The organism is Lysobacter antibioticus (genome assembly GCF_001442535.1).
GTDB lineage: Bacteria > Pseudomonadota > Gammaproteobacteria > Xanthomonadales > Xanthomonadaceae > Lysobacter > Lysobacter antibioticus.
Genome location: NZ_CP013141.1, coordinates 1,703,997 through 1,718,121 on the forward strand (window position 1 = coordinate 1,703,997; position 14,125 = coordinate 1,718,121).

Consider the following 14,125-nt stretch of genomic DNA (forward strand, 5'->3'; position numbering starts at 1 on the left):
GCATCGCGACCAAGACAGAATGACCGATCGCCGTCGCAGACATCGCGACGGATCAAGCCGTCCGAGTCTCTTTGAGAAGACGAGAATTTCGCTGGTGTTGCGACGCGCCTACCGGGTCAGCGGCGTATGCATTCGAGCGATCGAGAACTGCGCTCCCACATCGCCATCGCGTCGCGCGAACGACGCTTCTCGGCCGGGGCGTTGGCCGTGCCGAGCGCCTCGCCAACGGTAGAGGCGCGCTTTCAATCCGCGCCGCAACCGGCATGAGCCCTGCCGGTTGCGGTGATCAAGCCCGACACTCACGCCTCGGGCCCGATCATTACGAGACCCGACTCAGTCCTTGCCCTTGCCTTTGCCTTGCCCTTTGCCGCCGCCCTGCCCCTTGCCATGGCCGCCGCCTTTATCGGAGTTGCCGTGGCCGCGACCGTTTCCTTTCGAACTCGGGTGGTCGTAATGCGAGGAGCCAGCCCCGCTCTTCTTGCCGCCGGGATGTCCGTTGCTCTTGCCTTTGCCCTTGCCCGGGCCGTGCTGGGCCCAATCCACGTGCACCGACTGATTGACGGTGATCGGATAGCCCCAGCGATCGTAAGTGCCGACCGCGCCGCGCTTGAGCGCATGGAAGGCCGGCGAACCGGGCTTGATGCCCATGCGTTGTGCGACCGCGCCCCAACCCTGGCCGGGGTTGCGATCGTATTCGCGTACGACGTTCAGACACGGCACGCCGAGCGAACGCGCGATGGCGCATGCGTAGTAGACGTCGCCGGGCGCCCAGCCGCGGCGATCGAGCAATTCGTCGATCAGCGAACGCGGTGCGCCGTAGTAACCGCTGATCTCGTTGATGAAGGGCTCGCGATATCGGCGACCGTAATCGTTGATCTCACCAAGCCGCGTATCGACCCAGACGTCGCCGGTGCGGATGTTGTAACCGACCGTCTGTGCTTGCGCGGCCCCCGCCAGGCTCAAACCCAGCAATAGGGCCATACCCGCTCGCTTCATGTACCGCATGGCAAACACCTCGTCGTGATCGTGCGTGAAGTCCGGATGAAGGCGCCGAGCATACGTTTTTGTCGGCCTTCCAGCGCAGTATCCGCCGCACGCCTTAACCTCGACCGATTAAAGCGTGATGCATCGCACAATGCATTCAGGGCGACATTCTGGTTACGTTGACGTGTCCGCCCTCGCGGACTTTGTCGTTCATTTCTCGGGGATTTTTGAATGAAAATCAGTCTCATGTCCGCGGTCGCGGGCAGCGTCGTTCTCGCCGGCGCGATCGCCTCCGTCACCGCGGCCCCGCCGCACGAAAAGAACAATCCTTTGCGCATCGGTTTGATGGCGCTCGCCGATCAGAACGGACACTTCGGCGGCCAGGTCGAAGTCACCGTCACCAATACCAGCCGTCACACCGCTCGCGTGCCGACATGGCAACTGCCTTCGAATCTCGCCGAGTCCAAGTTGTTCGACATCAGCCGCGATGGCGCAGCGGTGGCCTATAACGGCCCGATGATCAAGCGCGGCCTGCCCGATGCGGCCGACTTCACCATCCTGCGCGCCGGCGAAACCCTGCGCAGCGTCGTCGATCTGTCCAAGGCCTACGACTTCTCGCAAAGCGGCCAGTACGTGGTCGCCCTGGATTCGCCGCTGCAATTCGCCTCGCTCTCGGACGGCAAGCTGCTGCGCCAGGACAACGGCCTGCCGCTGGTGGCCAAGAGTGCTCCCTTGAGCCTGTGGGTCAACGGCAAGGGCGAGGTCAGCGCCAAGGGTAAGCCCGGCGGCGGCAGCGTCGTCGATGGCGTGTCCTACAAGAGCTGCGATGCGACCCAGATCGACACCATCGGCAGCGCCATCACCGCCGCGCGCGGTTATTCGGAGAACGCCAAGAGCTATCTCGGCGCCGGCACCGTGGGCCCCCGCTACACCACCTGGTTCGGCGCCTACACTTCGCAACGCTACGGCACCGCCAGCCAGCACTTCGTCGCCATCGACGCCGCCATGGACCAGAGCAACGGCGCCATCACGGTCAACTGCGGCTGCAACCAGAAGTACTACGCCTACGTCTATCCGAACCAGCCTTACGAGATCTACGTTTGCCGCGCGTTCTGGACGGCATCGCTGACCGGCACCGACTCCAAGGCCGGCACCTTGATCCATGAGATGAGCCACTTCGATGCCGTCGCCGGCACCGACGATCATGTCTACGGCCAGGCCGGGGCGAAGAACCTCGCCATCAGCAACCCGACCAACGCGCTCGACAACGCCGACAGCCACGAGTACTTCGCCGAGAACACTCCGGCGCAGAACTGACGGCTAGCGCAGCAACGAAAAGGCCCCGGTTTCCCGGGGCCTTCTTCGTACTCGATCGGCAACCCGACTCAGAAACCGCTGGCGTTGAGCCGCCCGCCGCTTACCGTCTTGCCGTTCAGCGACGGCGTGGCGATGGCCGAACTCATGATCGCGCTCTTGATGTCGGCCGCCGTCGCGCCCGGATGCGAGGACGCATACAAGGCGACCGCACCGGTCACGTGCGGCGTCGCCATCGAGGTGCCGTTGTAGCTCGCATAGCTCGGCACGACATTGCCCTTCGACGAAACCGGCACGGTCGACCAGATGCCGTAGCCCGGCGCACCGATGTCGATCGTGGTCGAGCCGTAGCTGTAGATCTGCGAACCGTCCGAACGCAGCGCCGTCACCGACAGCACGTTCGGATTCGGATACTCGGCCGGATAGCAGTCGGAGGTTTCGCAGTTGACGCCCGCGTTGCCGGCGGCGACCACGAACAGGATGCCGGCGGTATTGGCGCGGCCGATCGCGTCCTGCAAGGCCTGCGAGAACGGTCCACCGCCCCAGGAGTTGTTGGTGGCGACGATGTTCAGGCCGTGGCGCGACTTGAGGTCGTTGAAGTAATCGATCGCCTTGATCGCATTGGCGGTGGTGCCGCTGCGACGGCCGAGGAACTTGCCGCTGATCAGCTTGACGCCGCTCCAGCACACGCCGGCCACGCCCTGGCCGTTGCCGCCCGCACCGGCGATGGTGCCGGCCACGTGGGTGCCGTGATCGTCGCCGGCGCCGTCGAAGACCTGATTGTCGTTGCCTTCGAAGTCCCAGCCGCGCACGTCGTCGATATAGCCGTTGCCGTCGTTATCGACGCCGTCGACCGGATCGTAGGGATTGGTCCAGGCGTTGGCGGCGAGGTCGGGATGCGAATACATATAGCCTTCGTCGATGATGCCGACGACGACGTTGCTGCAATCGGTGTGGCCGCCGGCCCAGGCGACCGCGGCCTGCGAGCCGTACTGGTTCGCCGGGCTCGATCCGGAGCCGTACATGCCCCACAGCGAGCCATTGGTGTAATAGGTGTCGTTCGAGCTGGCCTGATGTTCGTACTGCCAGTTCGGTTCCGCGTATTCGACGCTCGGGTTCTTGCCCAGTTCGTACAGGGTCGCCGCCAAGTCGCGTCCGGCCGGCACCCGCATCAGGGCCAGCTCACCGCGGGAGGAATTGCCGCCGCGCAAGGTCTCGAGCTTCTGCAGCCCGAACGCCTGGCGGGCCGAAGCCTGCTGTACGGCATTGGTGCCGTCGCGGTATTTCACCAGGAGCTCTCCCGGCTGGTGCGCGCGGCCGGCCTTGAGCCCGGCCAGGACCAGGTCCGGCCTGCCGCCGGCGACCGCTGCGGAGGAAACACCGAGCGCGGAAAGCACCGCACCACACAGCAAGGCGATACGAAACGATGACTTCATTGGCTGACACCCTTCAGGTATTGGCTGGTGCGATCCGACCGATCGCTCGACGAATGTATGTGCGAAATCGGTCACATACATGCTGCGTCGCAGCAAACGCTGAATTGACTGAATCCGAGCGCAGCCGCGCTTGAGACCAGCGTCCTGAGGCGCCTACGGAGCCACGCGATGGCTGGGCCCGGTCAGGAATCCTTGCGCGGGCGCGAGGGAGCGCGGTCGGCCTTGCCGCGGACGGGCGCCGCCTCGGGCAACTGCGGATCGGTATCGGTGCCGAGCGCGCGCAGCCTGACCGGCGTGAACTCGCCGTCGCCCAGCAGATCGAGGCTGGCGAGCGGATTGCGCAACAAGGCCTCGCGCTGCAGGAAGGTCTCGCTGCCGACCTTGGGCGGCCTGCGCTCGCTGCACAGGCGCAGGCTGATTTTGAGGATGCTGGTGCCGGAGCGGCTCCAGGCACGACCGGGGATGAGACGACTGACGATGGCGCTGTCGAGGCGAACCGTCACCGACGATTGGTCGATGGCTTCGCATTTGCCAACGGCGATATCGAACATAAGCTGCATGAAAACCTCAATGCGACACGAAAGTTAAGACACTGCTGAGCCTGGAATCGTCCAGCAGCCGGCGAAGACGCGACTCGACGATGCGCAGATCGCCGAGCCTGGGCGAAGCGCGCAAGGAATAGATCGCGGTCTGTTTTCCCAACAACAGACGATGCGTGCGGTGAACGCTCACATTGGTGGAGCTGCAGGCCTCCATCCAGATTCGCCGCAGTTGCAGCGGCCCGATGCTCTGGCCGTTTCCCAGCGTGAAATAGAACCATTCGACGTTCTCTTGCATCGGCCTCTCCAACACGCGGCGAACGGATTTCGCTCCACCCGCCTGATTCCATCGCGAGCAGCTGCGGCGGTGCCGGACCTCAAGTCCCGCACCGTCGACTCCTTGGCTCGCACCTAAACGACGGCGAAGATCTTCCTCGCCGCCTCGCTTTTCCAGATGGATCATTGACTCTTCGATTCGGCGCGCCGGCGATCGGGTCGTGCCGCACCGGCGCTGCGGCCGAAGCCGCACCGACACCGGATGCGGAACCCGCAAACGCTAGTCACGCCGATCGTTCATTACGGTCTCCAGCGACGCGATAAACGACCAAGACCGTGCACTCGCCGGACGCGGGAGTGCGAAGCTGATGCGGAAGGAAGGAATCTTCTGCGCCTGAATGGCTGAATACGACATTGCGTCGTGGTGACGGGCCAGCCTGCGCCCCAAAGCGTTAGCCTCACGTGAATCGATCCTGAGCCTGGGCCGGCCGACGACGGCCGCAGCAGGCCTAATTCCATCGTTGCGACCAGGGCGAGTCGCCCCCCGGACAGGCTGAGCGCCTTGCTGCACGGCCTCCTCGACAACTTTCACGCACCCCGGGCCCGCCAGGCCCTCTCTCCGGGAAGGCCGATTGACGCCGTCCAGGACCGTCCAGTAAAAGATACGAATGACCACTTTACTGGATGACTCCAGCCTGCAACTGGCCCGCCGGATACGCCTGGAGCGCGAAACCCGCGGCTGGTCCCTGGCCGAACTGGCGGCCCGCTCGGAGGTATCGAAGGCCGCGATCAGCAAGATCGAGCGCGGCGAGACCAGCCCGACCGCGGCCCTTCTGGTCCGCCTGGCCGGCGCCTTCGACCTGACCCTGGCCGGGCTGCTGCTGCGCGCCGAAGGCGATGCCGGCCGGCTGTCGCGAGCGCAGGCGCAGCCGGTTTGGCGCGACCCGGAAACCGGCTATCGGCGCAAACAGGTGTTCGTCCGCCCCGACCATCCGGTCGAGATCGTCGAGGTCGAGATGCCGGCGGGGCGGCGTGTCTGCCTGCCCGCCTCGTCCTACGCGCGCATCCGTCAGGCGATCCGGGTGATCAAGGGCGAGCTCAGCATCGTCGAAGGCGGCGAAAGCCACCGACTGCAAGCGGGCGATTGCCTCGGCTTCGGCGCGCCGTCGGACGTCACGCTCGCCAACGACACGCCGAGGCCTTGCGTCTACCTCGTCGTCCTGGCCAGGAGCTGAGCCGCATGCTTTCGATCGATACGCACTGCATCGATAAGCCCGCCTTCGAGATCAGGCCGCTCTCCCCCTCGCCCGAAATCCGCTCGATGCTGGGCGAACTGTTGATCGATGTCGTCGCCGACGGCGGCTCGGTCGGCTTCATGCATCCCCTGTCGCCGGAACAGGCCCAGGCGTTCTGGCACGCCTCGCTGGCCGCGGCCGAGCTCGGCGCGCGCATCGTGCTCGGCGCCTTCGACCAAGACAGGTTGGTGGGCACCGTGACCTTGTTGCTCGATTGCCCGCCCAATCAACCGCATCGCGGCGAGATCGCCAAACTGATGACACGGCGCGACCATCGCGGCCGCGGCGTGGCTTCATCATTGGTCCGCACTGCAGAAACGCTGGCACGCGAGCATCGACGCGCCTTACTCGTGCTCGACACCGCGAGCGACGAAGGCGCATCGGCCTTCTACGAAAAACTGGGCTACACACGCGCCGGCGAGATCCCCGATTACGCCCTGAAACCGCATGGCGGCCTGACCGGCACGATCATTTTCTGGAAGAAGGTTTGAACCGAGCCTGCGCGGCCGCTTCGTTATCGGCGCATCCGCATCGCGCGATCCGCGCAAGCCTGGCATTCAATGCGGTTCGCGAAAAACCCGCCACAAAAGCGGCTTTCGGCACACTGCGTGCCGCGTTGGGAGAACTGGACCGATAACGCAGATCCAAACGTTTTCCCAGAATCGCGCGATGGTGCCGGAGCCGGCGCTGGCGCTGGCGCCGTATTCAATACACAACCTATCGATTTTACTTATCTAATTGATTTTAGAATCAACTATAGGCCCCAGCGCCCCCAACTCAACAATCATTCGAGTTGAATATGGAGCACCTAAGATCGCTGCCGCCGCACTCTTAAACCCGCCCAAGTTGCGAATTTGGACAATCCACAATTGCATCCAACGGAGTGACCTGGCTTGGGACGAATACGATCTCGGCTAAGCTTCAGGTGGCAAACGCTGATAAAGCTCAAGCAACTGCCGCACTGTGTTGCGAGCGGGAATTTGCCAAGAAACTCGGCCATTGCCGATCAACACGAAGTGATAGCACTCCAGGCATGCCACTACCCGGACTGCGCTCTCAGCGTCCCCGAAACGCAAACCAAGCCCTGGGCTGAAGCAGCGGAAAGTCGTCCCCTGCGGATCGTAAGCCTTGTCCGACGCCAGCAACGCACGAAGAGCGCGTGCGTCCGCCTCGGAGAGGGTCATTTCGCTGAAGATGCGCGAACCGAAAAACCGCCCTTCAGCCTCAGGTTCGACCTCGTCGCCGAAGCGGTAATCGTGCATGGGATCGATCTTGAACGCGTACGCGCCGCCGGCAGTGGGGAACCGCGGAATTGGCGATGGCTCTTTAGGGCTCATGGCGACCTGATCAAAGTTGGACCGACAGCATAGAGCCCGCACTCCCCAGTGGAGGAAGCTGAGATGGCCGAAACGCGCATCTTTTAGCGTATAGACTCCGAAGCTAGTGGCTATCACAAAGCTGTCTCAGAGGCCTCAACAGGCCGCCTGAAAATCCATATAAAACAGGATGTTAAACATGACCGGACAGCTGCAACAGGCCGCCCCGAAGCAACTACCCCTAGACCTAAGCGTTGAGGTCCAAAGGGACGTCAATGGCATAGAGATGGGCGTGCTGGAAAACGGCATCCCTTATCTAACCCAGCGTGGCCTAGCAAGCATGGTCGGCGTCGCACGAAACGTCATCCAAACCATAACTAAGGAATGGGAGGATCATTATGCGAACCCTGTGATTGGCAAGGATCGCATTTCATTCTTCAAGCAATATCTTTTTTCCCAGGGGTACTACGAAACAAGACTTTATCTTGAAACAATCCAAAACGGGACTGTGCACTTCAACTACCCCGACATCGTTTGCATGGCATTCCTGGAGTACTACGCCTTCGAGTCAAAGGTGGATGGATCGACTGCACTCGACAATTACCGGAAGCTCGCAGCGTTTGGTCTGCGAAGGTTTATTTATGAGGCGCTAGGCTATACGCCAGCAGACAAGTGGAAGTTCCATCATGATCGCGTCTCGCTGCTCAAAGACAGCGCTCCCCTGGGGCACTTCACCATCTTCCAAGAAATTACCGGTCTGGTCGTCGATCTGATCACAGCCGACCTAACGGTGAACCACAAGACGATACCGGACATTAGCGTCGGAATTGCCTGGGGCAAGTACTGGTGCGATAACGGCCTCGAAACAAAGTATGGTGCCCGCGTTCAATACGAGCACAATTACCCGAGCTACTATCCGCAGGCGCTCAGCAATCCTCAGAAGCCAAACGCGTATCCAGACTCAGCGCTCCCAGAATTCCGCCAATGGTTCAAACAAACCTACCTACTCACTAAGTTCCCGAAGTACATCCTCACAAAGGCAAAAATCCTTCCTGGTGGGGCGAAAGAAGCACTAGCAATTTCCGCGATGTACAAACAAAAAGCTTTACCCGACTCCTCAGGAGCTTAAGCAGGAATGCTCCCTAGGTGATGCATATTTTTTGATTGCCATGATTGACAATCAGATATCTGCCTAGGTACGAACAAGCTGCCCGCCCATGAGGTGCTAGATCGATAGCCCCTGCGCCAGACCACACGAGCTGCTTGGAGGGAGTGGGGTTGGCTGAACAGGCCTGCGGCGATCAAGCTCCTGCCGGAGCAGCCGCGTGAGACGTTCTTGACTATCGAGCAGGTCCGGGCCTGGCGAAGTGCCGGCGACGCGCGGGTACGAGCTCCTGGCAGCCTATACGGGCATCCGCCGCAGTCACCTGCTCCGGCTGACCCAAAAGGACGTGAACCTGCTGGACCGGACGAGCAAGACCAGGACGCTGCAGATGGTCCCAATCCATCCCGCGGTTGCCCCAATCGTCCGGAGGTTGCCACTGGGCGCGTCCGACTCTCAGGTAACTCAGGACTGGAATCAGGCCCGGGAGAAACTGGGGATCGACTGCCGATGGCACGACCTGCGCCACACCTGTGCGTCGTGGCTCGTGCAGGCGGGCGTTCCGCTACACACGGTGGCCGAGATCCTGGGGCATAGCTCAATGGCCGTGACGAAGCGCTACGTCCATCTGGCGCCCAAGCATCTGGCCGACGCGATGGCGAAGTTGAGATGACTGCACAAATACTGCACCGAGGTTTTTGCTCTAACTCGGCCGAAATTGCCGAAACCCTTGGTGCAGCTGGTGCCCGGAGCCGGAATCGAACCGGCACGGAGTTGCCCCCGGCAGATTTTAAGTCTGCTGCGTCTACCGATTTCGCCATCCGGGCAGGATGCGGTGACCGCGATAGCTTACGACAGCCGTGCGCGACACGACACCGCGAGCGCTGCCTGAACCATCCGGGAGCGGTTTCGCCTGCTCCGGACAACGGCGATGCGCCGCACTCGCCTTTGCCCTGAGGACTGTCGGCGATGCGCTTGCCGATCGTGTCGCGACGACTTCCCTGCCCGACCCGGTCCGGCGCTCCGCCTCTCGACTCCGCGAAGCCGTCGCGGCGAAGCGGCCCACTGCGACTATTCGCGATCGTCGATGCGCGCCGGTCCGGGCGCACCTACGGGCAAACGCGGCGCGCTGGCCCGCGCAAGTGCTCGCTCGAACCGGATCGCCGATACCGCTGCCGCTGCGCACCAGCCCCGCTTCGGTCGATTCGCGCAAGACGATGGCGCAAAAAAAAACGACCAGGTTGCCCTGATCGTTTTTCGAATTGGAGGCCGAGGTCGGAATTGAACCGGCGTACGCGGATTTGCAGTCCGCTGCATAACCACTCTGCCACCCGGCCGGTGACTTGCCACAGCATACTGCCTGCGGCTGCGTCGGCTTGCAATCGCTGCAAGCCTTCGCCTGAAAAAACAAAACCCCGCGGGCGGGGTTTTGTTTCTGAGGATGACTCCGTTACCGGAGGTCCTCTAATTTGGAGCGGGAAACGAGACTCGAACTCGCGACCCCGACCTTGGCAAGGTCGTGCTCTACCAACTGAGCTATTCCCGCTGAAGGAAGCGATATTTTAGGGATCGAAAGAAAAGTGTCAACTACTTTTTTTCGATGCCTGGAAGCGATTCAGTCCCCGATGCGTTCGTTGCCTGCCAAGGCTTCGTTCGCGCCGAACCGATGCGATCAGTTCGTGGGCTTGTTGGCGTCCTCGCGCATTATAGGCCATGCCGCGCGTAAATACGCTAGTCCCGACCACAAAGTTAGCAAGGCCGCCGCAGCAAGCAACCATTCACCGATGCCGAAGATCGGCAAACCCCACACGCGCTCCTGATAAAGCAGGCAAACCAGCGCGACCATCTGCACGATGGTCTTGATCTTGCCGATCGAGGCGACTTTCACCGCGGCGCGCTGACCGAGCTCGGCCATCCATTCGCGCAGCGCGGAAACGGCGATTTCGCGGCCGACGATGACCGCCGCCCACAAGGTCATCCACACCGTCGGATGCTTCTGCACGATCAGCAGCAGCGCCACCGCGACCATCAGCTTGTCGGCCACCGGGTCGAGGAAGGCGCCGAATGCCGAGTACTGGTCGTAACGGCGCGCGATCCAGCCGTCGAGCCAGTCGGTGATCGAGGCGAAGGCGAAAATGAACGCGGCGGCGAAGTTGGTCCACGGATAGTCCAGGAAAAACACCACCACCAGCACCGGGATCAGCACGATCCGGGCCAGAGTCAGCATGGTGGGTATGGTCAACTTCATCCTTCACTCCGCTTGCGATCGGGTGCCGCAACCGCGGCCCCCTGCTTCTTGCCGCCCGTCGCCGCCGCAGCGGCGCCCTTTTGGATAGTGCCCGTAACCGCGGCCTCGGCGGGCGCGTCCAACCCGTGCAAGGCGGCGTAGATGCGCTCGGCCAGGGCTTCGTTGACCCCCTCGACCCGGGAAATTTCCTCGATCCCGGCGGCCTTCAGGCCGCCCAGACCGCCGAAATGCCGCAACAGGTTAGCGCGCCGACGCGGCCCGATACCGGGAATGTCTTCCAGCCTACTGCTGTTGCGGGCCTTCTGGCGACGCCCCCGATGGCCGGTGATGGCGAAACGGTGCGCCTCGTCGCGAACCTGTTGGACCAGCTGCAGGGCCGGCGATTCGGCGCCCGGGCGGACGGTCCGGCCGTCCGGGAGCAGCAATTCCTCGTCGCCGGGGCGGCGGGCCGGGCCCTTGGCCACGCCCACCAGGATCAGCCCCTCGACCCCGAGCTCCTCCAGGGCAGCCCGGGCCTGGGCCACCTGCCCGGCGCCGCCGTCGATCAGCAGAATGTCCGGCACCACCCCGTTTTCCTCGACCGCACGCCGGAACCGGCGCGAAATCGCCTGATTCATGGCGGCGTAGTCGTCGCCCTCGACGATGCCGGCGATGTTGTAGCGGCGGTATTGGCCGCGCACCGGCCCCTCGGCATCGAACACCACGCACGAGGCCACGGTGGCCTCGCCCATGGTGTGGCTGATGTCGAAGCACTCGATCCGGGCCGGCAGCGACGGCATGCCGAGCAGGTCGCGCAGCGCCTCGGCGCGTGCGAGCTGGGCGGCGTGGCTGGTCAGTTCGGTGCCGAGCGCGAGCTCGGCGTTGCGCCGCGCCATGTCGAGATAACCGGCGCGTTCGCCGCGCACGTTGCATTTGATCTGCACCCGGCGCTCGCCCGAACTCGACAACGCGTGCTCGAGCAACTCGCGATCGGGCAGGTCCCGATCGAGCACGATCTCGCGCGGCGGCGGTTGCTCGGCGTAGTACTGCGAGACGAATGCGGCCAGCACTTCCTCGGGGTTGTCGCTGCCGTTGGTCTTGGGAAAGAACGCGCGCGTGCCGAGGTTGCGGCCGTCGCGAAACGCCAGCAACAGCACGCAGGCCGACACGCCCTGCATCGCCACCGCGAGCACGTCGAGGTCGGCGGCGCGGCCGTCTACATATTGGCGCGCCTGCAGCGTGCGGATGCCGGTGATGAGGTCGCGCAGACGTGCGGCGTCCTCGAAATCCAGGCGCATGCTCGCCTCTTCCATGCTCCGGCCGAGCTCGTCGGTGAGCTCGTCGCTGCGTCCGTCGAGCAGCAGCCCGGCGCGGCGCACGCTTTCGGCATAGTCGCGCGCCGGCACCAGGCCGACGCAGGGCGCGCTGCAACGGCCGATCTGGTGCTGCAGGCACGGCCGCGAACGATTGCGGAACACGCTGTCCTCGCAACTGCGCAGGCGGAACAGCTTGTGCATCAGGTTGAGCGTGTCGCGCACCGCGCCGACGCTGGCATAGGGGCCGAAGTAGCGTCCCGGGATCGCGCGCGGACCGCGGTGCATGGCGATGCGCGGCCAGGCTTCCTGGGTCATCAATACGTAGGGGTAACTCTTGTCGTCGCGCAGCAGCACGTTGTAGCGCGGCTTCAGCGACTTGATCAGCTGGTTCTCGAGGATCAGCGCCTCGGCCTCGGTGCGGGTGACCGTGACCTCCATGCGCACCGTCTGCGACAGCATCGACATGATGCGCGTGGACTTCGGCGTGGCGTTGAAATAACTCGATACGCGGTTGCGCAGCGCCCCGGCCTTGCCGACGTAGAGCACGTTGTCGTCGGCGCCGATCATGCGATAGACGCCCGGCGCGGTGCTCAGATGCTTGACGAAGGCCTTGCCGTCGAACGCTGCGGGCTGGGAAGCGGTCGTCACGAGGCCCTCGCTTGCGGATACGCGCGAACGCTGGCGACGCGGTCGGGCGCGACACAGGCGGGCATCACCCGAGCGCCGGCGCTGGCGCGGATGTAAGCGTTCGAACGGGCGGGCGCGGTGGCGGGCATCGGCAGATCGGGGAAGCGGGGCGAAGGGCCGGGTTCTGGATTGGGTTGATTATGCGTGAGCGCAAGGGCCCGAACCGGGCCTTGGCACTGAATGCATCGGGGAACGGCCCGGACGGCAAGGCGGCCGTACCGCGATCGGCAAATCCCTGTGCGCCATGGCGATGGCCGGGCCCGGCAGGTGTCCGGCGCGAGGTTCGGCGCCGCCGCCCCGCTCCAATCCGCATCGACCGGCGCCGGCGCAGTGCCGAGGCCTGCCGACGCATCGTGCGATCAACCCAGATGCAGTTCTTCGCGCAGGCGCGCGATCGCGCCGTCGGCGGCGCGGTCGAGCAACTGGAACACATGCTCGAACTGGGCCGGCCCGCCGGTGTAGGGATCGGGCACTTCGCCTTCGGTTTCCAGGCCGCACCAGTCCAACAGCAGCGCGCTGCGGGCCCTGGCGCCGCGCGGCGCGCGGGCACGCACATCGCGCAGGTTGGCGCGGTCGGCGCACAGCAACCAGTCGAACTCGGTGTAGTCCGACGCAGCGAGTTGGCGCGCGCGCAAGCCGGAGATGTCGACGCCGTGCTGGGCGGCGTTGGCGATGGAACGCCGGTCCGGCGGCTGGCCGACGTGCCAGTCGCCGGTGCCGGCCGAATCGAGCTCGACCTGCCCGGCCACCGAGGACGCGGCGATGCGGGCGCGCAGCACGCCCTCGGCGACCGGCGAGCGGCAGATGTTGCCGAGGCAGACGATCAGCAAGCGCATGGCTCAGGCGCCCTCGCCCGCCGCGCCCGCCCGGTGATCGGCCAGATGCGCTTCGGCGCGGACGAGGTCTTCGGGGGTATCGACGCCGGGCGGGAACGGCTCGGGGGTGATGCCCACCGCGATGCGGTAGCCGGCTTCGAGCGCGCGCAATTGCTCCAGCGATTCGATCTGTTCCAGCCGGCCCGGCCGCAGCTTGGCGAACTTGCGCAGGAACCCGGCGCGATAACCGTAAATGCCGATATGGCGCAGCCATTCGCCGCCGCCGGGCATGCGCTGGCGGTCGTTGGCGAAAGCGTCGCGCGGCCACGGAATCGGCGCGCGGCTGAAGTACAGCGCATCGCCGTTGCCGGCACGCACCAGCTTGACCGCGTTCGGATCGAACAAGACCTCGACTTCGCTGATCGGCGCGGCCAGGGTCGACATCTCGGCGCCGCTGTCGCGCAAGGCGGCTGCGGTGGCGACGATGCCCGAGGCCGGCGCGAAGGGTTCGTCGCCCTGCAGGTTGACGATCACGGTGTCGTCGCGCCAGCCGGCGATGTCGGCGCACTCGGCGAGACGGTCGGTGCCCGAGGCGTGTTCGGACGAGGTCATCGCCACCTGCACGCCGCTGTCCTTCAACGCCTGGGCGATGCGTTCGTCGTCGGCCGCGACCCAGACCTCGCGCGCGCCGGCCGCCAGGGCGCGGCGGGCGACGTGCAGCACCAAGGGCTCGCCGGCCAATTCGCGCAGCGGTTTGCCCGGCAGACGCGAGGCCGCGTAGCGGGCGGGAATGGCGACGACGAAATCCTGGCTCATGT

13 protein-coding genes, 3 tRNA genes and 1 pseudogene are annotated in these 14,125 nt (G+C 64.4%); 5 read left to right on the forward strand and 12 right to left on the reverse strand.

All coding sequences use genetic code 11. From position 1 onward, the window contains the following. Positions 1-333: 333 nt before the first annotated feature. The gene (locus tag GLA29479_RS07065) at positions 334-981 is read right to left on the reverse strand and encodes a hypothetical protein (protein ID WP_057917693.1); all 648 of its coding nucleotides are present in this window, start codon (positions 979-981) and stop codon (positions 334-336) included. Positions 982-1,215: 234 nt separating this feature from the next. Between GLA29479_RS07065 and GLA29479_RS07070 the strand changes: the two genes are divergently transcribed. Next, positions 1,216-2,301, forward strand: a complete 1,086-nt coding sequence (locus tag GLA29479_RS07070; RefSeq protein WP_057971173.1) for a M35 family metalloendopeptidase — start codon at positions 1,216-1,218, stop codon at positions 2,299-2,301. A 68-nt stretch (positions 2,302-2,369) separates the two neighbouring features. On the opposite strand, the gene GLA29479_RS07075 is transcribed toward GLA29479_RS07070, so the two are convergent. The 3 genes from GLA29479_RS07075 to GLA29479_RS24375 form a co-directional block, all read right to left on the reverse strand. Beyond that, positions 2,370-3,734 carry a S8 family peptidase gene (locus GLA29479_RS07075; RefSeq protein ID WP_057917691.1) on the reverse strand — a complete coding sequence of 455 codons (1,365 nt, stop codon included), beginning with the start codon at positions 3,732-3,734 and terminating at the stop codon, positions 2,370-2,372. A 182-nt stretch (positions 3,735-3,916) separates the two neighbouring features. Continuing rightward, positions 3,917-4,294 (reverse strand): hypothetical protein, encoded by a 378-nt coding sequence (locus GLA29479_RS07080; protein ID WP_144436390.1) that lies wholly within the window; start codon positions 4,292-4,294, stop codon positions 3,917-3,919. Between the two features lie 7 nt (positions 4,295-4,301). Further along, a complete protein-coding gene (locus GLA29479_RS24375) occupies positions 4,302-4,736 on the reverse strand; it encodes a hypothetical protein (RefSeq protein WP_144436391.1) in 435 nt (144 codons plus the stop codon). A 481-nt stretch (positions 4,737-5,217) separates the two neighbouring features. On the opposite strand from GLA29479_RS24375, the gene GLA29479_RS07090 reads away from it, so the two are divergent. Both GLA29479_RS07090 and GLA29479_RS07095 read left to right on the forward strand, forming a co-directional pair. Next, positions 5,218-5,784 carry a helix-turn-helix domain-containing protein gene (locus tag GLA29479_RS07090; protein WP_057971174.1) on the forward strand — a complete coding sequence of 189 codons (567 nt, stop codon included), beginning with the start codon at positions 5,218-5,220 and terminating at the stop codon, positions 5,782-5,784. 5 nt (positions 5,785-5,789) lie between these two features. Next, entirely contained in the window at positions 5,790-6,335 is a 546-nt protein-coding gene (locus GLA29479_RS07095; RefSeq protein WP_057971175.1) for a GNAT family N-acetyltransferase, read from the forward strand. A 423-nt stretch (positions 6,336-6,758) separates the two neighbouring features. Here GLA29479_RS07095 and GLA29479_RS07100 read toward each other — a convergent pair whose 3' ends face one another. After that, complete coding sequence (locus tag GLA29479_RS07100) at positions 6,759-7,106, reverse strand: hypothetical protein (protein ID WP_057971176.1); 348 nt, start codon at positions 7,104-7,106, stop codon at positions 6,759-6,761. A gap of 253 nt (positions 7,107-7,359) precedes the next feature. On the opposite strand from GLA29479_RS07100, the gene GLA29479_RS07105 reads away from it, so the two are divergent. Together GLA29479_RS07105 and GLA29479_RS25720 are read left to right on the forward strand one after the other, a co-directional pair. Continuing rightward, positions 7,360-8,289 (forward strand): BstA C-terminal domain-containing protein, encoded by a 930-nt coding sequence (locus tag GLA29479_RS07105; protein ID WP_057973099.1) that lies wholly within the window; start codon positions 7,360-7,362, stop codon positions 8,287-8,289. A 322-nt stretch (positions 8,290-8,611) separates the two neighbouring features. Then, the gene (locus GLA29479_RS25720; protein ID WP_248842809.1) at positions 8,612-8,935 is read left to right on the forward strand and encodes a tyrosine-type recombinase/integrase; all 324 of its coding nucleotides are present in this window, start codon (positions 8,612-8,614) and stop codon (positions 8,933-8,935) included. Positions 8,936-9,002: 67 nt separating this feature from the next. Here GLA29479_RS25720 and GLA29479_RS07115 read toward each other — a convergent pair. From GLA29479_RS07115 to kdsB, 7 genes and pseudogenes are all read right to left on the reverse strand, one after another. Continuing rightward, positions 9,003-9,089: transfer RNA gene (locus GLA29479_RS07115), tRNA-Leu, on the reverse strand. 436 nt (positions 9,090-9,525) lie between these two features. Continuing rightward, positions 9,526-9,599 (reverse strand) — tRNA-Cys (locus tag GLA29479_RS07120). Between the two features lie 133 nt (positions 9,600-9,732). Beyond that, positions 9,733-9,808, reverse strand: a tRNA-Gly gene (locus GLA29479_RS07125). Positions 9,809-9,934: 126 nt separating this feature from the next. Beyond that, complete coding sequence (pgsA, locus tag GLA29479_RS07130) at positions 9,935-10,510, reverse strand: CDP-diacylglycerol--glycerol-3-phosphate 3-phosphatidyltransferase (RefSeq protein ID WP_031371443.1); 576 nt, start codon at positions 10,508-10,510, stop codon at positions 9,935-9,937. Positions 10,511-10,611: 101 nt separating this feature from the next. After that, a pseudogene (gene uvrC / locus GLA29479_RS07135) lies at positions 10,612-12,453 on the reverse strand (excinuclease ABC subunit UvrC); the annotation flags it as partial. A 398-nt stretch (positions 12,454-12,851) separates the two neighbouring features. Next, on the reverse strand, positions 12,852-13,328 hold the full coding sequence (locus GLA29479_RS07140) for a low molecular weight protein-tyrosine-phosphatase (protein ID WP_057971178.1): 477 nt from the start codon (positions 13,326-13,328) through the stop codon (positions 12,852-12,854). Between the two features lie 3 nt (positions 13,329-13,331). Then, a complete protein-coding gene (gene kdsB / locus GLA29479_RS07145) occupies positions 13,332-14,123 on the reverse strand; it encodes a 3-deoxy-manno-octulosonate cytidylyltransferase (protein ID WP_057971179.1) in 792 nt (263 codons plus the stop codon). Between the last annotated feature and the right edge of the window lie 2 nt (positions 14,124-14,125).